The sequence below is a fragment of the Pseudomonas peli genome, from assembly GCF_900099645.1.
Classification (GTDB): domain Bacteria; phylum Pseudomonadota; class Gammaproteobacteria; order Pseudomonadales; family Pseudomonadaceae; genus Aquipseudomonas; species Aquipseudomonas peli.
In genome coordinates this window covers 1,152,181-1,173,145 of record NZ_FMTL01000001.1, presented here as the reverse complement: position 1 = coordinate 1,173,145, position 20,965 = coordinate 1,152,181, and the positions used below count along the sequence as shown (strand labels likewise).

Here is a 20,965-nt window from a genome sequence, read left to right as displayed (position 1 = left end):
GCGCAATCGCGCAGCATTGTTCAAATAATCACCAGTTCACCTTGCGTGTAGCAGGCGGCTTCACTAGAATGTCGCCCCTTGCCGTGACGGCAGGTGCTTTTGCGCCTTTCTGTTTCAGCAAGACAAACAAGTGAAATTCACTCCTTGCCTGACCGCATTTCGCGGCAGGCTACAACCCGTAAGGAGCATTTATGCGTCATTACGAAATCATCTTTCTGGTTCACCCGGACCAGAGCGAGCAAGTCGGCGGCATGGTTGAGCGTTACACCAAGCTGATCGAAGAAGACGGCGGCAAGATTCACCGCCTGGAAGATTGGGGCCGTCGTCAGCTGGCTTACGCCATCAACAACGTCCACAAAGCTCACTACGTGATGCTTAACGTTGAGTGCACCGGTAAAGCCCTGGCTGAGCTGGAAGACAACTTCCGTTACAACGATGCCGTGATCCGTAACTTGGTCATCCGTCGCGACGAGGCCGTAACTGACCAGTCCGAGATGCTCAAGGCCGAAGAAAACCGCAGTGAGCGCCGTGAGCGTCGTGACCGTCCTGACAACGCCGATTCTGTTGATGGCGATGACAGCGACAACAACGACAGCGACAACGCTGACGAGTAATCCACGGATCTATTGAGGAGCCACTCTCATGGCACGTTTCTTCCGTCGTCGTAAATTCTGCCGTTTCACCGCAGAAGAAGTGAAAGAGATCGATTTCAAAGATCTCAACACGCTGAAAGCTTACATCTCGGAAACCGGCAAGATCGTTCCTAGCCGTATCACCGGTACTAAGGCTCGTTATCAGCGTCAGCTGGCTACCGCTATCAAGCGTGCCCGCTTCCTGGCCCTGCTGCCTTACACCGACAGCCACGGCCGCTGAGACCGGATGTTCGACAAGAAGTAAGGGATAGATCGCATGCGCGCCATAGCTGAATTCATTATGCGCGGCCGTATGCAGGCCACTCTCGTAGTGATGGTTTCTGCGGCGTTGCCGCTGTTGTTCTGGTTGAGTGCTGCCGCTGGAAGCCTGGTGCTTCTGCGGCGCGGTTGGAGTGATGCCGCTGGCATCCTCGCCTGGGCCCTGCTGCCGGCCATTGGCTGGTGGTATTTCGGTGAGCCGCGCACCCTGTTGGTGTTGCTCGGTGCGCTGGGATTGGCGTTGTTGTTACGCGCCAACCTGTCCTGGAATCGTGTGCTGCTGTGCAGTGTGGCATTGGGCCTGGTGTATGGGCTGGTCTTGGGTGCGGTATTCCGCGAACCCATCGAAGCAATGGCGCTTGAGCTGCAAAAGCTGATGCCGCAAATGCTTGATGGGGTTCACCAACAGATGTCGGTGGATGAGCGAGCGCGCCTGGATAGCCTGATTGCACCGGTACTGACCGGATTGATCGCGGCGTTGTTGCAGATAGTCAGCTTGTTGAGCCTGATGCTTGGGCGCTTCTGGCAGGCGCAGTTGTATAACCCGGGTGGCTTCGGTCGCGAGTTTCGCGCACTACGCCTCCCGACCCCGCTGGCGATGTTGCTGCTGGTTGGCATGCTGTTGGGACCCAATCTGGGTCCGCAAATGGCCATGCTGACGCCGTTGTGCAGTGTGCCGTTGGCGTTTGCGGGCATCGGCCTGTTGCATGGGATGGTGGCGCAAGGTCGGCTAGGTAAGTTCTGGCTGGTCGGGTTGTACATCACGTTGTTGCTGTTTATGCAGCTGACTTATCCGTTACTGGTGGTTTTGGCCATTGTCGACAGTCTGCTTGATTTTCGTGGTCGCTTTGAGCGCAAACAAGGCTCGGGCCCCGCGAACGGTGAAGGTTAAAAGTTAAGAGGTTATTACCAAATGGAACTGATCCTGCTGGAAAAAGTCGCCAACCTGGGCAACCTGGGCGATAAAGTGAATGTTAAGTCCGGTTACGGTCGTAACTTCCTGCTGCCGCAAGGCAAAGCCACTGCTGCTACTCCTGCAAACGTTGCTGCGTTTGAAGCGCGTCGCGCCGAGCTGGAAAAACTGGCTGCCGAGAAGAAAGCTTACGCTGAATCCCGCGCTGCTCAGCTGGCTGAACTGGAAGTCACCATCACCGCTACCGCGGGCGATGAAGGCAAACTGTTCGGCTCCATCGGTACTCACGACATCGCTGAAGCCCTGACCGCCTCTGGCGTTGAAGTGGCCAAAGCTGAAGTGCGTCTGCCGAACGGCACCATTCGTCAACTCGGCGAATACGACGTAGCCGTGCACCTGCACAGCGACGTTGAAGCAACCGTTAAGGTTGTTGTTGTAGCCGCCTAACTGGCTGCTCAACGGGCTTGCACTTGAGTGCAGGCTCGCTAACATCGGGCACGGCATTGCGAAAGCGATGCCGTGCCCTTTGTTTTTCCAACACAGAATTCTTTGCCCGAGCCTTATGAACGACATCAGCCTGCCCGAACAGTACGATCTGCAAACCTCCGCCCTGAAGGTGCCGCCGCACTCGATCGAGGCGGAGCAAGCCGTACTGGGCGGCCTGATGCTCGACAACAATGCCTGGGAGCGGGTGCTCGATGCGGTGTCCGATGGCGACTTCTATCGGCATGACCATCGCCTGATCTTCCGCGCGATTTTCAAGCTGGCTGAGCGTAACCACCCCTTCGACGTGGTGACTGTCTCCGAGCAGCTGGACCAGGAAGGGCAGCTGTCGCAAGTCGGCGGCCTGGCCTACCTCGGCGAGCTGGCGAAGAACACGCCCTCGGTGGCCAACATCAAGGCCTATGCGCAGATCATTCGTGAGCGCGCCACGCTGCGCCAGTTGATCGGCATCAGCGGCGAAATTGCCGACAGTGCCTATATGCCGCAAGGCCGTACTGGCGCCGAGATTCTTGATGAGGCCGAGCGCCTGATCTTTCAGATCGCCGAGGCGCGGCCGAAGACCGGTGGCCCGGTGGGGATCAACGATATTCTGGTCAAGGCCATCGACCGTATCGATACCCTGTTCAATGCTGGCGACGCGATCACCGGTCTGTCCACCGGCTTTACCGATCTGGACAACCTGACCAGCGGCCTGCAGCCGGCCGACCTGATCATCGTCGCCGGTCGACCGTCGATGGGTAAGACCACCTTCGCCATGAACCTGGTGGAAAACGCGCTGATGCGCAGCGACAAGGTGGTGATGGTGTACTCGCTGGAGATGCCTTCCGACTCCATCGTGATGCGTATGCTCGCCTCGCTAGGGCGTATAGATCAGACCAAGGTGCGTGCCGGTCGCCTGGACGACGACGATTGGCCGCGTCTGACCTCGGCGGTCAATCTGCTCAACGACCGCAAACTGTTTATTGACGATACCGCCGGTATCTCGCCTTCGGAGATGCGCGCACGTACCCGCCGTTTGGCGCGTGAGCACGGCGAGATCGGCCTGATCATGGTCGACTACCTGCAGCTGATGCAGATTCCTGGTTCCAGCGGCGACAGCCGAGTCAACGAGATTTCCGAAATCTCCCGCTCGCTCAAAGCCCTGGCCAAGGAATTCAACTGCCCGGTTATTGCCCTCTCGCAGCTTAACCGTGGCCTGGAGCAGCGCCCGAACAAGCGCCCAATCAACTCCGACTTGCGTGAGTCCGGGGCCATCGAGCAGGACGCCGATATCATCATGTTCGTTTACCGCGACGAGGTGTATCACCCCGAGACCGAGTACAAGGGCGTTGCCGAAATCATCATCGGCAAGCAGCGTAACGGTCCATTGGGCACGGCGCGGCTAGCGTTTCTCGGTAAGTTCTCGCGTTTCGAAAACCTCGCGCCGGGCAGCTACCAGTTCGACGACGAGTAGAGCGGCGGGCGCGCAACGCAGCGTGTTGCCGTGTCAGATCAATAAAAACGGGCGGCCAGTGGGTAAACTGGCTGCCCGTTTTGTTTAAGGACTTTTCTCCATGCGTCCCCTTGTAGCCACTGTCGATTTGTCTGCCATTGCCCATAACTACGCGGTGGCCAGGCGCTGTGCGCCGGGGCGGCAGGCGTTTGCGGTGGTCAAAGCGAATGCCTACGGGCATGGCGTGCGCGAGGTGGTGACGGCCTTGCATGATGTCGCCGATGGCTTTGCTGTGGCAAGCCTGGAGGAAGCCGCAGAGGTGCGTGCGCTGCACGGTGAGGCGCGGATTCTGTTGCTCGAGGGCTGCTTTGAAGCGGACGAGTACCAGTTCGCCACGCAGCTAGGTCTGGATGTGGTGCTGCACAGCGAGCAACAGGCGCAGCAGCTGCTCGCCGCTAATCTATCGCGGCCGCTGAATCTGTGGCTGAAGCTGGACAGCGGTATGCATCGCCTGGGCTTCAGCGCTGCTGCTGTGCGTGATTGGCATGGTCGTTTACAGGGTGCAGCGCAGGTTGCCGAGCTGAGTCTGCTTAGTCACTTTGCCTGCGCCGATGAGCGCGGCAGTGAAACCACTGAGCTGCAGCTGGAGCAGTTTCTCGATCTGCTGGATCTGGATTTCGCCAAGCGCTCGCTGGCCAATTCTGCGGCGATTTTGACCATACCGGCTGCGCATATGGATTGGCTGCGTCCGGGCATCATGCTCTATGGCGCAACACCTTTTGCTGATCTGGGCGCCGTTGAGCTGGGCTTGCGCCCGGCGATGAGCCTGACCGCGCAGCTGATTGCCTGTCGCGATGTGGGGGTGGGTGAAGCGGTTGGCTATGGCTGCACCTGGCGTGCTGAGCGGCCGTCGCGTATCGGCACCGTAAGTTGCGGTTATGCCGATGGCTACCCACGCCATGCGCCGGCCGGCACGCCGGTTGTCGTCCGTGGCCAGCGCGTGACACTGGTCGGGCGGGTGTCCATGGATATGCTGATGGTAGACCTTACGGACGTGCCGGATGCCGCCGTGGGCGATGCGGTCGAGCTGTGGGGGGCGCAGTTACCGGTGGATGAGGTGGCGCAGGCAGCCGGAACCATTGGTTACGAGCTGCTCAGCAAGGTCACTGCACGAGTGCCGCGTCGCTACCGCAACAGCTGAGTCAGAGCAGACCGCTGGGTACGCTGAGCACATCCAGGTGCAGGCGCGCGCTGTTGCTCAGCTCGCCATCTTCGCCGCACACCGCTGAGCCTGAGCGACCACGTGTCTTGACTCGGTAGAGCATCTCGTCGGCCGCCTTGTACAGCGCGGTAAAGGTACCTGCGTGCTGTGGGTACAGCGCGACGCCGATGCTGATGGTCACGGTCAGCCGTTCTGCGCCGTACATCACCGGCTTGGCCAGCTCGGCGAGCAAACGATTAGCGATTTCCCGGGCATGCTCTTCGGCATCGGCGCCCCCTACCAACACGGCAAACTCGTCGCCGCCCAGACGTGCCACGGTATCTCCGGCGCGAACATGCTCGCGCAGACGTTGGGCGATCTGTTGCAGCATCAGGTCACCGGCATCGTGGCCGTGTTTGTCGTTGATCGGTTTGAAGTGATCGAGGTCGATCAACAGCAGGGCCAGTGCTTCACTGTGGCGGCGCGCATTGGCCAGTGCTGTTTCACAGCGCTCCACCAGATAACGGCGGTTTGGCAGCTCGGTCAGCGGGTCGTGAAATGCCGCGTGCTGCAGTGCTTGTTCACGTTGGCGCAGACGTTCATTAGTGGCGGCCAGTTCTGCGGTGCGCAGGTCAACCGAATGTTGCAGTTCGGCGGCGTTGGCCTGGGCTTGGGTCAGGCGTGCAGTTTTTTCGCGGTCGGCCTGCTGGAGGGCGTCAGCTTTCTCCTGCTTGAGAATCTGGATGCGATAGGCCAGTGCGAAGGAGAACAGAATCGCTTCGGCCGCCACCGCCAGTGGGAACAGGTAAGCGGTGGACTCGCCTGGCTGTACCACGCCAGCGGCGCGCAGCACCAGAATCACAAAGCTCAGCAGCACGCTGCCGTAGCCCAGCAGGTAGAACAGCGCCGGGGTAAAGCCCTGTTTCCAGCGGATGGCCGCGCTGAACAGTAGGGTGGGCACGGTAACAATCGGGATCAGCCCGATCAGTAAGCCCGTTTCACTGCGATAACCGGCCAGGTTGACCGCCAGGGCCAGCAGGTACACCGCGATACAGCCGTTGAGGATGTGATGGGCAATGCGCAGGGTGGTGCGGGTGGATAGCAGCGCCTGGGCAAAACGCAGGATGCCGAGGCTAACCAGAATGGGCAGGGTGATGCGATCCAGCCAGGCCGGTACTGGGCCGTCCGGCCAGAGGTACTGAAAACCATGACCGCTCATGCTGGCGATAAAGATCAATGACGCCGCCATGGTCAGCACATACCAGAGGTAGGTCGGATCGCGTAGGGCCAGCAGGATAAACAGGTTGTAAAGCAGCAGGGCGAGGATCACCCCGTAGATCAGACCGAGCACCAGATGTTCGCGCTTGGCCAGTTGTTCGAGGTCGTGCAGCTGCCAGATACGCAGCGGGAAGGAGTTGCCCGCCGGGTCGTACGTACGCAGGTAAATAGTCTGTGGCTGTTCGCCAAGTAATGGCAGGCGGAACACGGCGCGGCGGTAGTCATGGTCGCGGCCTTCGGCAAAACCGACGCGTTCACCCGCCTGGCGCAGTTGCCATTGGCCCGTGGCGCTGGGAAGAAAGATTTGCAGGTCGAGCAGGGTGACCGCGCCGACTTCCAGCCACCACTGTGCAGGCGCGTCACTGCTGCGTTGCAGGCTGAGTTTGATCCACCAGGGGTTGCTGCTCTGACCAACGCTGGTGCGTCCGGCGGCGGGTTGAAAGCGGCTTTGCACGGCGGCGTCGGCCATGTCGGCAATGCTCAGTTGGCCGTCGACATCCTCCAGCAGTTCGATCTGGCCGTTGAGCACGCTGCCACTGCTGGAGGTGCTCAGCTGCACCGTGCTGGCAACGCTCGGACCGCTAAACAGGCTCAGCAGTAGAAGAATGGATAGGGTGAGGCGCTGCACTGCTGACTTCCTGGTGTCGAGTGGCGGTTGCGCGAGTATAGGCGCAGCGGCGTGATCGTTCACAGAAGTTGCCGGCACGTCGTTGGTTGGGTGGATGGCTGGGCTGCGCGAGGTGATCTCGACTGCTGAGCCGTCAGCTCAAACCACTGGGTACGTTGAGCACGTCCAGTTGCAGGCGTGCACTGCTGCTCAGTTCGCCATCTTCTCCGCACACCGCTGAGCCCGAGCGACCACGGCCCTTGACCTTGTAGAGCATTTCATCCGCCGCCTTGTAAAGCGTGGTGAAATTGCTGGCGTGGCGCGGGTACAGCGCCACACCGATGCTGATGGTCACGGTCAGCCGATCCGCGCCATAGGCCACCGGTTTGGCCAGTTCATCCAGTAAGCGGCGAGCGATTTCGCGTGCGTGCTGTTCGGCGTCTTCGCCGCAGATCAGCACGGCAAACTCATCACCTCCCAGGCGTGCAACGGCATCTCCCGAGCGCACATGTTCGCGCAGGCGCTGTGCGATGGTTTGCAGCATCAGGTCGCCGGCATCGTGGCCATATTTGTCGTTGATCGGCTTGAAATGGTCGAGGTCAATCAGCAGCAGGGCGGTGGCTTCATTGTGCCGCCGCGCATTGGCCAGTGCGGCCTCGCAGCGCTCGACCAGAAAACGCCGGTTAGGCAGCTCGGTTAGCGGGTCGTGGAAGGCGGCGTGCTGTAGCTCGCGCTCGCGTTCGCAGAGTTGCTGGTTGGCCTGTGCCAGTTCGGCAGTACGCAGCTTGACCGCACTTTGTAGTTCATCGGCGCTGCCTTGCATCTGCGCCAGGCGCGCAGTTTTTTCGCGGTCTGCCTGCTCCAGGGCTTCGGCTTTTTCCTGCTTGAGCGTCTGGATGCGGTATGCCAGGGCGAAGGAGAACAGAATCGATTCGGCCGCCACCGACAGTGGGAATACGTAAGCATTCCAGATGGCCGGTTGTACCAGGCCGGTGGCGCGCATCAGCGCCAGACTGATGCTGCCGAGAATCAAACCATAGCCACAGAGATACAGCAGTGCCGGGAAGTAACCCTGGCGCCAGCGAATCAGTGCCGAGCCCAGCGCTGCTGGGATGCTGGTCAGCGATAACAGGGCGATGATCCAGGCTGCGGTATGACGTTGTCCCAGACCCTCAAGGGCAACTGCAATCACATAGCAGACGCAGGCCAGGCTTAATAGATGATGAGCCCAGCGTACATGGGTGCGGGTTTGCATCAGGCATTGAGTAAAGCGGCAGGCGCAGAAGCCCCACAGAGAAGGCAGAGTGACGCGGTCCAGCCAGAAGGGCACGGGATTGTTTGGCCACAGGTACTGAAAGCCATGGCCGCTCATGCTGAGGATCATCAGCAGAGCGCCGGCGGTGGTCAGCACGTACCAGAAATAGGCCGAGTCGCGCAGGCTGAAGAAGATAAACAGGTTGTACAGCAGTAGCGCGGCGATGATGCCGTAGACCACCCCAAGTGCGAGGTTCTCTTCTGCGGCTCCTTGGGTCAGCTGATCCAGCTGCCAGGCGCGCATCGGGAACGAGTTGCCGGCCGGGTCATAGCTGCGCAGATAAAAAGTCAGGGGTTGTTGGCTCAGCTCCGGCAGCTTGAACAGCATGTGGCGGAATTCGTGATCGCGGCCTTCTTTATGGCTGACCAGCTCGCCAGATTGGCGCTCCTGCCAACGGCCATTCGGCTCGGGCAGGTACAGGCGCAGGTCGAGCTGGGTGACCGAGCTGACTTCCAGCCACCACTGGCTGGGTGCATCGCTAGTGCGCTGGAGGGTAACCTTGATCCACCAAGGGTTAAGACTCTGGCCTACGCTGGCGCGGCCATTGGCCGGTTTGAAGCGGCTCTGAATAGCCGGGTCGGCCATATCGGCAATGGTCAGTTGTGCGCTGCTGTCTTCCAGCAGTTCTATGTCGGTGTTCAGGGAAATGCCACTGCTGGTGGGCGTGAGCGTGATGGCTGCGCTCGAAAGGCCGGGCAGAAAGGCTAGGCTCAGCATGATTAGGATTGAAAAAGCTAAGCGTTGCACCACGTTCACCCCTTGTCCCGGCTATTGGAGACCGATGTTGTGCGTCCGAGTATAGCCGTAAGCCACTACGCTGCTGCTACAGCGCTAGGGGGATTTCAGTCATTAAACCTAGCTCTGGAGTCGGGTTTGGTTAAATTTTGTGCTATATTCCGCGCCCGCGATTTTCCATCCTGTTCGCCACCGCCGGTCACTTTCCATGTCCATGCAAGCCGCCAAGCCGTTATTCGATTATCCAAAATACTGGGCCGAGTGTTTCGGGCCTGCGCCTTTCCTGCCGATGAGCCGGGAAGAGATGGATCAGCTTGGCTGGGACAGCTGCGACATCATCATCGTGACCGGTGACGCGTATGTGGATCACCCATCGTTTGGCATGGCCATTATCGGCCGGTTGCTGGAGTCGCAAGGCTTTCGTGTAGGGATCATCGCCCAGCCAAACTGGCAGTCGAAAGACGACTTTATGAAGCTCGGCGAGCCGAACCTGTTCTTCGGCGTCGCGGCCGGCAACATGGACTCGATGATCAACCGCTACACCGCCGACAAGAAAATCCGTTCCGACGACGCCTACACCCCCGGCGGCCTAGCTGGTAAGCGCCCGGACCGTGCCAGCCTGGTGTACAGCCAGCGCTGCAAAGAAGCCTATAAACACGTGCCGATCGTCCTCGGCGGTATCGAAGCCTCCCTGCGCCGCATCGCCCATTACGACTACTGGCAAGACCGTGTGCGCAATTCGATCCTGATCGATGCCAGCGCCGACATTCTGCTGTACGGCAACGCCGAGCGCGCCATCGTTGAAGTGGCCCAGCGCCTGTCCTACGGCCATAAGATCGAAGACATCACCGACGTGCGCGGCACCGCGTTTATCCGTCGTGATACGCCGCAGGGCTGGTATGAGGTGGACTCCACCCGTATTGATCGGCCGGGTAAGATCGACAAGATCATCAACCCGTACGTGAACACTCAGGATACCCAGGCCTGCGCCATCGAGCAGGAGAAGGGCCCACAGGAAGACCCGAACGAGCCGAAGGTCGTGCAGCTTCTCGCCAGCCCACGGATGACTCGTGACAAGACGGTGATCCGTCTGCCGTCCATGGAAAAGGTGCGTAACGACCCGGTGCTGTACGCCCATGCCAACCGCGTGCTGCACCTGGAAACTAACCCGGGCAACGCCCGCGCGCTGGTGCAGAAGCATGGTGAGGTTGATGTGTGGTTCAACCCGCCACCCATCCCGATGACTACCGAGGAAATGGACTACGTGTTCGGCATGCCCTATGCGCGCGTCCCGCACCCGGCGTATGGCAAAGAAAAAATCCCTGCCTACGACATGATCCGCTTTTCAGTGAACATCATGCGTGGCTGCTTTGGTGGTTGCACCTTCTGCTCGATCACCGAGCACGAAGGCCGGATTATTCAGAACCGCTCGGAAGAGTCGATCATCCGCGAGATCGAAGAGATCCGCGACAAGGTGCCAGGCTTTACCGGGGTGATTTCCGACCTTGGCGGGCCGACCGCCAACATGTACCGCATTGCCTGCAAAAGCCCGGAAATCGAATCCGCCTGCCGCAAACCGTCGTGCGTGTTCCCTGGCATCTGCCCGAACCTGAACACCGATCACTCCAGCCTTATTCAGCTCTACCGCAGCGCTCGCGCGCTACCTGGGGTGAAGAAGATTCTGATCGCCTCGGGCCTGCGTTACGACCTCGCCGTCGAGTCGCCGGAGTATGTGAAGGAGCTGGTCACCCACCACGTCGGTGGCTACCTGAAAATCGCCCCGGAGCACACCGAGGAAGGCCCGCTGAATCAGATGATGAAGCCGGGCATTGGTAGCTACGACAAGTTCAAGCGCATGTTCGAGAAGTACTCGAAAGAGGCGGGCAAAGAGCAGTACCTGATTCCGTACTTTATCGCCGCGCACCCGGGCACCACCGACGAAGACATGATGAACCTGGCGCTGTGGCTCAAGGGCAATGGTTTCCGCGCCGACCAGGTGCAGGCGTTCTACCCGTCGCCAATGGCCACCGCCACGGCTATGTACCACTCGGGCAAGAACCCGCTGCGCAAGGTCAGCTACAAGAGCGACGGCGTGACCATCGTCAAGAGCGAAGAGCAGCGTCGCCTGCACAAGGCGTTCCTGCGCTATCACGACCCGAAAGGCTGGCCGATGCTGCGTGAAGCGCTGCAGCGCATGGGCCGCGCTGACCTGATTGGGCCAGGCAAGAACCAACTGATCCCGCTGCATCAACCCGCCACTGACAGCTACCAGAGCGCGCGCCGCAAGAATTCGACGCCGGCCGGTAGCCACAAGGTCGCCAAAGACACCACCAAGAGCAAACCGATGCTGACCCAGCACACCGGCTTGCCACCGCGTGACACCGGGGCGGCGGGCGGTAACCCTTGGGACAAGCGCGAGCAGGCCAAAGCTGCTGCGCAGGCGCGTAATCAGCAGGCGGCCAAGGAACGTGCCGATGCTGCCAAGGGCAAAGGCAAGAAGCCGGTGAAGAAGCCGGCCGTGCCGCGCTGATTCTGCAGCAATAAAAAACGCCAGCTTCAAGCTGGCGTTTTTTATTGTGGCCGGGCACCTTGCGGCATTTGATCAGCCGTAGCGCTTCTGCGCTTCGATGGCCAGGCCGCTGCCGATGCTGCCGAAGGTATTGCCTTCCACGTGCTGCGCATTGGGCAGCATGGCTGCGACGCTCTGGCGCAGAGCCGGGATGCCGCTGGAACCACCGGTGAAGAACACCGTATCGACCTGCTCGACACTGACGCCGGCATCGCTTAACAGCTGGGTGACACTGGCGCGCACGCGCTCCAGCAGTGGCTCGATGGCATCCTTAAACAGCGTGCGGGTCAGCTCGGCGACCAGGCCCTCTTCCAGGCGGCTGAGGTCGATGGGGCGCGCATCCTGCTCGGTCAGGGCAATCTTGCTTTCCTCGACCTGCATGGCCAGCCAGTGGCCGTCACGGCGCTCGATCAGCTGGAACAGCCGGTCGATACCGGTAGGGTCGACGATGTCGTAGCGCATGCTCTGCAGCTGGCGCTGCGACTGTGCCGAGTACACCGCGTTGATGGTGTGCCAGGTGGCCAGGTTGAGGTGGGTGCTGGTAGGCATCGGCGCATCGCTCTTCATCCGGCTGCCGTAGCCGAATAGTGGCATCACCCCAGCCAGAGAAAGCTGCTTGTCGAAGTCGGTACCGCCGATGTGCACGCCGCCGGTGGCGAGGATGTCGTTGTGGCGATCAGCCACTGCGCGACGTTCGGGCGCCAGGCGTACCAGGGAGAAGTCCGAGGTGCCACCGCCGATGTCGACGATCAGTACCAGCTCTTCACGGCTGATGCCCGACTCATAGTCGAAGGCTGCGGCGATGGGCTCGTACTGGAACGACACGTCCTTGAAACCGAGCTTGTGCGCCACGGCCACCAGGGTGTTTTGTGCTTCCAGGTCAGCCACCGGGTCATCGTCGACGAAGAACACCGGGCGGCCCAGTACTACTTCTTCAAAGGGACGGCCGGCAGTGGCCTCGGCGCGGTTTTTCAGCTCACCGATAAAAAATCCGAGCAGGTCTTTAAACGGCAGGGCGCTGCCCAGCACGGTGGTTTCGCTTTTCAGCAGCTTGCTGCCCAAGAGGCTTTTCAGCGAGCGCATCAGGCGGCCTTCGTAGCCTTCCAGGTATTCCTGCAGGGCCAGGCGGCCATAGACCGGGCGGCGCTCTTCGAGGTTGAAGAACACCACCGAGGGCAGGGTGATCTTGCCGTCTTCCAGTGGGATCAGGGTTTCGGCGTCGGGGCGTAGCCAGCCTACGGTGGAGTTGGAGGTGCCGAAGTCGATTCCGCAGGCGCGGGCGGGTGTAGAGAGAGTCATGCGGCGCGCTGTTCCTGAATAAGTACCGGGAAGTTTCTGGGCATCCTGTCACGAAGCCGGCGAGTGGCTGTTGTGAAGGCGTGCCGCAAAAACGGCCGCGCATTCTATGCGAGTGCGCGGCGCAATGCTGCCCCCGGTTATCCGGTGTGTGCGACTCAGGGCAGGGGCGGGTTGTCAGGGGTGTTGCGGCGGCTCTGCCACTGCGACCACTCAAAGCCCAGCACCACCAGCAACGACAGGGCGAACGGCAGCAGCAGGTAGAAGCAGCGGAACACAATCAGTGCCGCAAGCACGTCAGCGGCGGGCAGCTCGGGCATTGCCGCGAGGAAGGTCACTTCCAGTACGCCCAGGCCGCCAGGTGCGTGAGACAACAGTGCCAGGGAGAACGAGGCGAGGAACACGCCGAATACCACCAAGTAGCCAGGGTTGTGCTCAGCCGGCAGGGCGAAGTAGATGATCGCTGCCGCACAGGCTAGCTCCAGCGGTCCGGCCAGCAGCTGGCGGCCGACAATCCCCAGGCGCGGGTATTCGAGATGCAGCTTGCCCCAGTGCCAGGGCTTGAAGTGCCGCCAGGAACCGAGCACATAGAGCGCAACCAACAGCAGCAGGAGCACGCCAATAATCTCGGAGACCAGCGGTGTGACCTTGGCCACGCGGTGGATCAGATCCGGCTCTAGCACCAGCACGCAGCCGCTGGCGAGGATGGTGCCGAGGACGAAGGTGAAGGAGCAGAAGACGATCAGGATGCCGATTTCCTGCGGCGTCATGCCTTTGCTGCGGTAAGCGCGATAACGCACCAGGGCGCCGGAGAACACTGAGGCGCCGATGTTGTGGGCCAGCGCATAGGTGGTGAAGGAGCACAGGCTGATAAAGCGCCAGGAAATCTTTTTACCCAGGTGAGCCAGGGCGATGCGATCGTACCAGGCCAGGGCGCTGTAAGCGCCTAGAGTGGCCACGGCGGCCAGCAGCCAATCCAGGCGCGGAATGGCGCGCAGGCTATCGGCAATTTCATCGAGGGAAATGGTGCGCACTTGGTGATAGAGCAAGTAGCACGACAGCAGCACGGCGCTTAGCCCCACTAGGGTCCAGGCCAGATCGCTCCTTTTCATTACGGATGCCGCTCCACTCAGATCACTCCTTCGCACGGTTACGGTCTTCGCACACGCCCGTGCGAAGGCTGCGCAGTATCACGGAGGCATGGCCGATGCTCAACCTCAGAATTGCCGTTGGCGTTACGGCGTGTGTCGTGTAGGCGCAATCAGCTCCAGCCGAGGGTCAGGGTTGCCAATACAGCATAGCGGGCGGTTTTTGCCAGACCGACGATCAGCAGGAAAACCCACAGACGTTCGCGCATCACCCCTGCCACCAGGGTCAGCGGGTCACCGATGATCGGCACCCAGCTCAGCAGCAGTGACCAGCGGCCATAACGGGCATAGCCGCGCTGTGCTTGCTGCAAGCGCGCCTCACTAACCGGGAACCAGGGCTTATGACGAAAGTGCTCAAGGTAACGGCCCAGCAGCCAGTTGAGCAGCGCACCGAGAATGTTCCCGACGCTCGCTACCGCCAGCAGTACCCAGGGTGAATAGGTGCCGCTGAGCAACAACGCTACCAGTACGCTTTCCGATTGCAGTGGCAGCAGCGTGGCGGCGCCCAGGGCCGAAATAAACAGGCCCAGGTAGGCAGAGAACGTCAGCATCCCGGGTGCGCCGGATTGCCTGGCTTAAGGCTGTTTTTCCTGCTCGGCATTGGCCATCACGTCTTCCAGCTTGAGGCCGGTCAGCCCGTGAATGGTGCGCCACAGATAATAGAAAATGGCCATCAGCATGATCATCGAGGGGATCGCGATCATCGGGTAGCTGAGCAGATTCATCCGCCCCAGTTCGGCGTTGAAGGCTTCGCTGCCGGCCGGGCTGATGACGATCCACTTGGCCAGCACGTAGTTCATGGCCGAGGAAAAGAAGAAGGTGCCGCTCAGCCAGTAGGTCGCTCTGAGCAGGCGCGTTTCGAACAGCGCGGTATTGCCGGCCTGCTCCAGGCGCTCATGGATCTTGTCGACGTTGAGCACGGTCTTGTTGAACAGCATGGTACGAATCAACGGGAAGCGGGTGCGCGTCGAGACCAGCACGGCAATACCGATGATGCCGGGGATCGCCGCTTCCTTGATCGCCAGCCACTGGTTGTCCAGCTTGAGCAGGCCGATGCCGCCAGTCAGCAGCACGCTGACCAGCCCGAGTAGGGCGATAAAGTTGAATTTGCGGTACTTGATCAGCTCGAAGCTGCCCCAGCCCAGCGGGAAGGCCAGCGCCAGCATCAGCGCGCCATCAGCGCCCAGTCGGCTCTCGCCGCTCAGCTTCATCAGGATCAGGGAAGGAATCAGGATGCTGACCAGCAGATCGATCAGCGGGCGGGGTTTGTGCGTGGCCTGAGTGCTGTGCGTGGTATCGGTCATGTCATTCAAGGTGTAGGAGAGAGGCGCGATCATCGCCTGCTTGAGCGGCGGCTACCAGCCCAGCCGTCGCCTGGAGTGTGAAAAAGTGTGAGGCCGGGGCTGCCGTTCAGTTTTTGACGGGCCGTCACTGCTCTGCGCCCGGCGAGGCTAACTGCTTGATGCTAGTCTGCTAGTACTGGCTCTAGATCAGTCCGGCAGTGGCACACGGGTGCTTGTTGGTCTCGTTTTTGGGAGTGATCGCCATGCATTGCCGAGGCTTGTGGAAACCGCTGGTGGCGTTATGTTTGCTGTTGAGTGGGTGGGCGTCCTCGGCGATGGCATGCGTGGGAGTGGTGACCGCCAGCTTCACGCCCTACTGGAGCCAGGTGGAAGCGGGGGCGCGCCAGGCCGGGGCCGAGAATCGGCTGGAAGTGCTTGTTCGTGGGCCCACCCATGAAGGCAGCGTGGAGACCCAGTTGGAAATGATTGACTGGGTACTGGCGCGCGGTTGCCGAACGCTGGTCATCGCACCCAGCGGTGAGGAGATCACGCGGCGGGTTAATCAGCTGTCAGCCAGCGGAATAACCACTATTTTTTTTGACCGCGACATGCCGGGTAGCGTGGCGCGCGGCCTCGTCGCGACCGATAACTACCGCGCCGGTGAGCAGGCTGGGCAATACCTAGTGCGCGCTCTGGGTGGTCGGGGCAGCGTCGCGTTATTGCGTTTGCGCCCCGACGTGACGTCGACCACCGAGCGTGGCTTTCGCCACGCCGCAGAGGCTGGGGGCTTGCAGGTGCTGCTGGATGTCTATGTAGGCGAAGACAGGCAGTTGGCCGTGCAGGCGCTGCAAGGGCAGGTCGATCAGCTGGATGGGCTGTTTACGCCGAACAGCACGAGCTCCCGTGCGGTATTGGCTGCGTTGCGGCGTTTGGGTAAAACCGGGCAGCTGCTGCATGTGGGCTTCGATGGCGACCCGTTATTAATCGAGGCGTTGCGGTCGGGAGAAATTCACAGCCTGTATATCCAGCAGGCGCATCTGCTGGGCTTCCGTGCGGTGCATTTAGCCGCACGTGCTGCGCGTGGCGAGTTGCCGGCGGAGCGTGTGGTGGTCGCCCTGGACGCTGAGCGAATTGACCAGGGCAGCTTGGCGCAGTGGGAGCAAACGCAGTTGCAGAACACGCTCTCCGGCCAGCCCTAAGCGGTTTTGTGAGGCCGCGAACTGGCTGTGATGTCGTGGCCTGCATATCATGAACCGGGTCTTGTCCTCGTTTGTCCGAGGTGTTGCCATGCGGCTTATGTCCCTGCTTGGTGCTCTGTTGCTGCTCATCGGTTACTCCAGCCTGGCGCTGGCGGCGAAGTTGCAGCTGTATACCGAGGAATACCGCCCGCTGAGTTATTTCGACGATGGCAAGCTCACCGGCATGGCGGTTGAAGTCGTCGAGCAACTGATCCAGCGCACTGGCGCCTCGGCAAGCATCCAAGTGGTGCCCTGGACCCGGGGTTACCATCAGGTGCAGCGTGAGGCCAATACCGGTCTGTTCTCAATCGTCCGCACCGCGCGACGAGAGTCCCTATTCCAGTGGGTTGGTCCGATAGCCCTTGGGCATACCAGCTTTTATGCCCGGCGTGGTGCCGGGCTGAATGTGCGCTCGCTCAAAGATGTCGAGCGCTTCAGTACCGTTGCGGTTCCCAAGCAGTGGTACTCCTACGAGTACCTCAGTGATAAGGGGTTAAAAAACCTCTATGCGGTGCCGACGCCGCAGCATATGACCAAGATGTTCAAGCATGGCCGTATCGAATTGCTGGTGGCCAGCAGTCTGGCGCTCGATGACATGCTGGCGGAGCAGGGCATGAGCGCCCGGGATGTGGAGCTGCAATTCACCCTGATGGGTACTAACTCCTACATCGCTTTTTCCAAAAATACCGACCCGGCATTGGTGCAGCGGTGGCAGCAGGCGCTGGATCAATTGACCCGTGATGGCGGCCTGCTGCGCATCCATCGGCGTTGGTTTTCTGACCCTAACAGCATGCCGGTACTGGCCCCGGCGCCTTGACGCAATTCGTTGGCACTGAGCTAGTCTGATTGCAGTGCCCGGAGATTCCATCTTGCTGAAACGATGTTGCCTGCTCAGTATCTGGCTGATGTGCTGCTTGTCCGGTTCGCTTCGTGCTGAGTTGCAGCTGCTGACCGAGGAAGCACCACCCACCAGCTTCAGTCAGAATGGCGAGCTGCATGGCTTGGCGGTGGAAGTGGTGCGTGAGCTCATCAGGCGCACGGGCGATGAGGCGCGCATCCAGTTGCTGCCTTGGACGCGTGCCTACCACCTGGCCCAGCAGCAGGCCGATACAGCGATTTTCTCCACCGTGCGCACCCCTGAGCGGGAGGCCAAGTTTCAATGGGTGGGGCCCTTGTTGATCGGCACCACCAGTTTCTACTCGTTGAAATCACGCAATCTGCAGTTCGATAACCTGCAGCAGGCGGCCGACAGTGGCCCTCTGGCGGTGCCGAAGCAGTGGTACACCTATGAGACGTTGGCGGCGCAAGGTTTCACGAACCTCTATGGGGTGACCAGTTCGAAGAGCATGGTGACCATGCTCAAACATGGCCGTGTGCAATTGATTGCCACCGAAGACCTGACGCTGGACGCTGAGCTGGCGCGCGGTGGGTTGCGCGCCGACCAAGTGCAAGCGCACCTGCCGTTTATGCGCTCGGCCTACTACATCGCCTTTTCCCCGCAAACGGATGCCGCGGTTGTGCAGCGCTGGCGTCGTGCACTGGATGGTATGCATCAGGATGGTAGTTTCACTGAGATTTTTCGCCGTTGGATGCCACACGCCCAACCGCCCACTGCGACTGAGTAGTCCACCCTCTGCAGATCGCCCACTTACGTATCGAGCATTGTTAATGCCCCGTCCTGTATCGCTGGATTTTTCGGCCCGTGCGCAGTTATTTGCCCACTTGGCCGCTATGGAAAAAGCTGGGGTGCCTGTGACGCAGGCATTGCTCAGCGTATCGCTACCGGTGGGCAGCAAGGCCGCGTTATCCAGCCTGCAGGCACAGATAGCCAGCGGCAGCGATATGGCCAGTGCCGGACTGCGCAGTGACGTGTTCACCCCGCTGGACAGCACCCTACTGCGCGCCGCCCAGGCCAGCGGTTGTCTGGCTGCGGTTTATCAGCGACTGGCCGAGCGCTACAGCCACCTTGCGCAGCAGGGCGCGGCTGTAAAATCACGCTTGCTGTTGCCCGCCGCGGTGCTGGTGTTGGCGTTGTTTATCCAGCCGCTGCCTGCATTGGTCGGTGGCCAGCTGAGTATTGCCGGGTATCTGTGGGGCGTACTCTGGCCGGTGCTGGCGCTGGGTACGCTCTATGCGCTGGGGCGTGGGCTTTATCGTCGGCGTGAGCGCGCGCCGGCGGCCGCGGCTTCGCCGCTCGATGCCCTGCTGGTGGGCGTGCCGGTCTTTGGCACGGCGTTGCTGCGGCGTAATCTGCGGGACTTTTTCGAGAGCCTGGGGCTGATGCTGGAGGCTGGCATGCCCATGCTCGACGCCCTGCCCAAGGCCTGCGCGGTGATCCGCCATGCGCCACTGCGCAAGCGGTTCAGTGGTGTGCAGCTGGCTGTTCAGCGTGGTCAGAGCCTGACGCAGGCGTTGGCCAGTCTGGACTTCCCCGGCCATGGCTTGGCTCTTGGCCTGATTCGTACGGGGGAGGCCAGTGGCACCTTGCCAGCCAGCCTACTCAACTACGCCGGGGTGGAAACACAGAAACTCGATAGCCTGACCGAACAGCTGGCGACCTGGTTGCCGCGTGCGCTGTATGCCGGGGTGATGCTGTGGATGGCCTATGGGCTGCTGACTGGCACAGGCTTTGGGCCGCGCTTACCGGCAGAGTTGGGTTAGTGGCACGGTGGACTGAAAGGAGGGTGCAAGGTTACTGGTCGACTATGTAGTTTTACTACATGACGGGTTTTGTAGTTTTGCTACATAATCACTCGCTCAGAATTGACCATGAACGATGGTGCACCCCATGCAAAGAGCCTCGCATCACGACCTTCGCGCACAATTTCGTGCGCTTCTTGCTTCGAATAGCTGCTATCACACCGCTTCTGTATTTGATCCTATGGCCGCTCGAATTGCCGCTGATCTTGGCTTTGAAGTCGGCATTTTGGGTGGTTCTGTAGCTTCACTACAAGTTCTGGCCGCACCGGATTTCGCCCTGATCACCCTCAGCGAGTTTGTCGAGCAGGCCACGCGGATCGGCCGCGTCAGCCGCCTACCGGTCATCGCCGATGCTGACCACGGCTATGGCAATGCGCTCAACGTAATGCGCACGGTGGTGGAACTGGAGCGCGCGGGGATTGCCGCGCTGACCATCGAAGACACCCTGCTACCCGCGCAATTCGGCCGTAAGTCCACCGACCTGATCAGCATCGACGAAGGTGTCGGCAAGATCCGTGCGGCCCTGGAAGCGCGGGTTGATCCGGACCTGGCGATCATCGCTCGCACCCATGCCGGCGTGCTGGATGTCAGCGAAGTGATTCGCCGTACCCAGGCCTATCAGGCGGCCGGCGCTGATGCCATCTGCCTGGTTGGGGTCGAGGATTTTGCTCACTTGGAGCAGATTGCTGCGCACCTCAGCGTTCCGTTGATGCTGGTGACTTACGGCAACCCGTCGTTGCGTGATAACGCGCGTCTGGCCAGCCTAGGTGTGCGCATCGTGGTCAACGGCCATGCCGCCTACTTCGCCGCGATCAAGGCCACTTACGACTGCCTGCGTGAGCAGCGCGGTGTCGATGCGTGCGACCTTAACGCCACCGAGCTGACCCACAAATACACTCAGCCCGAGGACTACATTGTCTGGGCGCGCGAGTTTATGGAGGTCAAGGAGTAAGGCGACCGCGTGCGCTTGAGATTTGCCCGCAGGCGGCGCATATCTAGAGGCATACACGGCGGAGGACAAGTGCGATGGCCGGTGGCTGGGCAAATGATGGTGCGGTACAGGAGCAGATCGACAGCAGCATCGAGGACGCCATTCAGCGCGCCCGCAGCCAGCTGCCGCGCGGCGAAAGCTTGAGCCATTGCGAGGAATGCGCCGCGGCCATTCCCGAGGCGCGGCGCAACGCCATCCCTGGCGTGCACCTGTGCGTAGCCTGCCAGATCGCGCATGACAAAGAACAGGCTCGATTCAGCGGCTATAACCGCCGGGGCAGCAAGGACAGCCAGCTGCGCTGAGGCGCACCGCAACGCCCATCGCCCGCGTAGCCAGCGTCAGGCGCGAATATCCACGCCGCCAGTCTGGCTCTGCATGATCGACATGGCCGACTGCAGCATCTTCAATGTTGATGCGTCGTTACGCGCCGTGGCGCCTTCAATGCCGGCGCGGGCCTTCTGGGTAAAGTCATAGCGCGTGCTGTCGTTTGTCGCGGGCAGCTCGCCTGTCAGGCCGCTCGCGACCGGTATTTTCATGCTCATGGCCATAAACGCGCGGCTGTCATCGAGAGACATCTGCCCGCTGCGGATTTGGCCGTTGGTCCAGTCGCGCAGATCCTGGCGGGTCATGCTGCTGAAGTCTGCGGGTGCGGTTTTCGGCGCGCTCGATGCGGTGCTGGCCAGCACCGCCGAGAAGGACGTATCAGTGCTTCGGTTCTGGTTGGCCGCTGACGCACGTTGGTTGGCGGCTGGGTAGGTGGCTCCTGCATCAATTCTCATGGCGGTTCCTTTCGACCGGCTAAATGAGCCTTGTGCCGAGCAAAAACTGCGCCAAATCGTTGCAT

20 protein-coding genes are annotated in these 20,965 nt (G+C 60.8%); 13 read left to right on the top strand and 7 right to left on the bottom strand.

Annotated elements, in window-relative coordinates; all coding sequences use genetic code 11:
• Positions 1-191 precede the first annotated feature (191 nt).
• From rpsF to alr, 6 genes are all read left to right on the top strand, one after another.
• A complete protein-coding gene (rpsF, locus tag BLO50_RS05725; protein ID WP_090249650.1) occupies positions 192-614 on the top strand; it encodes a 30S ribosomal protein S6 in 423 nt (140 codons plus the stop codon).
• Between the two features lie 28 nt (positions 615-642).
• A complete protein-coding gene (gene rpsR / locus BLO50_RS05720) occupies positions 643-873 on the top strand; it encodes a 30S ribosomal protein S18 (protein WP_069519637.1) in 231 nt (76 codons plus the stop codon).
• A 36-nt stretch (positions 874-909) separates the two neighbouring features.
• Complete coding sequence (locus BLO50_RS05715) at positions 910-1,803, top strand: hypothetical protein (RefSeq protein ID WP_090249647.1); 894 nt, start codon at positions 910-912, stop codon at positions 1,801-1,803.
• A gap of 21 nt (positions 1,804-1,824) precedes the next feature.
• A complete protein-coding gene (rplI, locus tag BLO50_RS05710) occupies positions 1,825-2,271 on the top strand; it encodes a 50S ribosomal protein L9 (RefSeq protein ID WP_090249644.1) in 447 nt (148 codons plus the stop codon).
• Between the two features lie 115 nt (positions 2,272-2,386).
• The gene (gene dnaB / locus BLO50_RS05705; protein ID WP_090249643.1) at positions 2,387-3,781 is read left to right on the top strand and encodes a replicative DNA helicase; all 1,395 of its coding nucleotides are present in this window, start codon (positions 2,387-2,389) and stop codon (positions 3,779-3,781) included.
• A 100-nt stretch (positions 3,782-3,881) separates the two neighbouring features.
• Positions 3,882-4,961, top strand: coding sequence for an alanine racemase (gene alr / locus BLO50_RS05700; RefSeq protein WP_090249640.1), 1,080 nt, complete (start codon positions 3,882-3,884; stop codon positions 4,959-4,961).
• 1 nt (position 4,962) lies between these two features.
• Here the strand turns inward: alr and BLO50_RS05695 are convergent, their stop codons facing one another.
• Positions 4,963-6,867 carry a diguanylate cyclase gene (locus BLO50_RS05695; protein WP_090249636.1) on the bottom strand — a complete coding sequence of 635 codons (1,905 nt, stop codon included), beginning with the start codon at positions 6,865-6,867 and terminating at the stop codon, positions 4,963-4,965.
• Between the two features lie 133 nt (positions 6,868-7,000).
• Positions 7,001-8,878 carry a diguanylate cyclase gene (locus tag BLO50_RS05690; protein WP_169852815.1) on the bottom strand — a complete coding sequence of 626 codons (1,878 nt, stop codon included), beginning with the start codon at positions 8,876-8,878 and terminating at the stop codon, positions 7,001-7,003.
• Between the two features lie 232 nt (positions 8,879-9,110).
• On the opposite strand from BLO50_RS05690, the gene BLO50_RS05685 reads away from it, so the two are divergent.
• The gene (locus BLO50_RS05685) at positions 9,111-11,426 is read left to right on the top strand and encodes a YgiQ family radical SAM protein (protein ID WP_090251284.1); all 2,316 of its coding nucleotides are present in this window, start codon (positions 9,111-9,113) and stop codon (positions 11,424-11,426) included.
• A gap of 72 nt (positions 11,427-11,498) precedes the next feature.
• Here BLO50_RS05685 and BLO50_RS05680 read toward each other — a convergent pair whose 3' ends face one another.
• From BLO50_RS05680 to BLO50_RS05665, 4 genes are all read right to left on the bottom strand, one after another.
• On the bottom strand, positions 11,499-12,764 hold the full coding sequence (locus BLO50_RS05680) for an Hsp70 family protein (protein ID WP_090249633.1): 1,266 nt from the start codon (positions 12,762-12,764) through the stop codon (positions 11,499-11,501).
• A 155-nt stretch (positions 12,765-12,919) separates the two neighbouring features.
• Complete coding sequence (locus BLO50_RS05675) at positions 12,920-13,873, bottom strand: lysylphosphatidylglycerol synthase transmembrane domain-containing protein (protein ID WP_090249629.1); 954 nt, start codon at positions 13,871-13,873, stop codon at positions 12,920-12,922.
• Between the two features lie 149 nt (positions 13,874-14,022).
• Complete coding sequence (locus BLO50_RS05670) at positions 14,023-14,460, bottom strand: YqaA family protein (RefSeq protein ID WP_090249625.1); 438 nt, start codon at positions 14,458-14,460, stop codon at positions 14,023-14,025.
• A gap of 24 nt (positions 14,461-14,484) precedes the next feature.
• Positions 14,485-15,213, bottom strand: a complete 729-nt coding sequence (locus tag BLO50_RS05665) for a VC0807 family protein (protein WP_090251281.1) — start codon at positions 15,211-15,213, stop codon at positions 14,485-14,487.
• Between the two features lie 332 nt (positions 15,214-15,545).
• On the opposite strand from BLO50_RS05665, the gene BLO50_RS05660 reads away from it, so the two are divergent.
• The 6 genes from BLO50_RS05660 to BLO50_RS05635 all read left to right on the top strand — a co-directional run bounded on the left by BLO50_RS05660 (position 15,546) and on the right by BLO50_RS05635 (position 20,423).
• Positions 15,546-16,391, top strand: a complete 846-nt coding sequence (locus tag BLO50_RS05660; protein WP_244152840.1) for a substrate-binding domain-containing protein — start codon at positions 15,546-15,548, stop codon at positions 16,389-16,391.
• A gap of 88 nt (positions 16,392-16,479) precedes the next feature.
• Positions 16,480-17,247 (top strand): substrate-binding periplasmic protein, encoded by a 768-nt coding sequence (locus BLO50_RS05655; protein WP_090249620.1) that lies wholly within the window; start codon positions 16,480-16,482, stop codon positions 17,245-17,247.
• 88 nt (positions 17,248-17,335) lie between these two features.
• Entirely contained in the window at positions 17,336-18,055 is a 720-nt protein-coding gene (locus tag BLO50_RS05650) for a substrate-binding periplasmic protein (RefSeq protein ID WP_090251278.1), read from the top strand.
• Between the two features lie 43 nt (positions 18,056-18,098).
• Positions 18,099-19,091: a type II secretion system F family protein gene (locus BLO50_RS05645; protein ID WP_090249617.1), complete on the top strand. Its 993-nt coding sequence runs from the start codon at positions 18,099-18,101 to the stop codon at positions 19,089-19,091.
• Positions 19,092-19,218: 127 nt separating this feature from the next.
• The gene (locus BLO50_RS05640) at positions 19,219-20,082 is read left to right on the top strand and encodes an isocitrate lyase/PEP mutase family protein (RefSeq protein ID WP_090249614.1); all 864 of its coding nucleotides are present in this window, start codon (positions 19,219-19,221) and stop codon (positions 20,080-20,082) included.
• Between the two features lie 74 nt (positions 20,083-20,156).
• Entirely contained in the window at positions 20,157-20,423 is a 267-nt protein-coding gene (locus BLO50_RS05635) for a DksA/TraR family C4-type zinc finger protein (protein ID WP_090249612.1), read from the top strand.
• Between the two features lie 36 nt (positions 20,424-20,459).
• Here BLO50_RS05635 and BLO50_RS05630 read toward each other — a convergent pair whose 3' ends face one another.
• Positions 20,460-20,900 (bottom strand): hypothetical protein, encoded by a 441-nt coding sequence (locus BLO50_RS05630; protein WP_090249609.1) that lies wholly within the window; start codon positions 20,898-20,900, stop codon positions 20,460-20,462.
• Between the last annotated feature and the right edge of the window lie 65 nt (positions 20,901-20,965).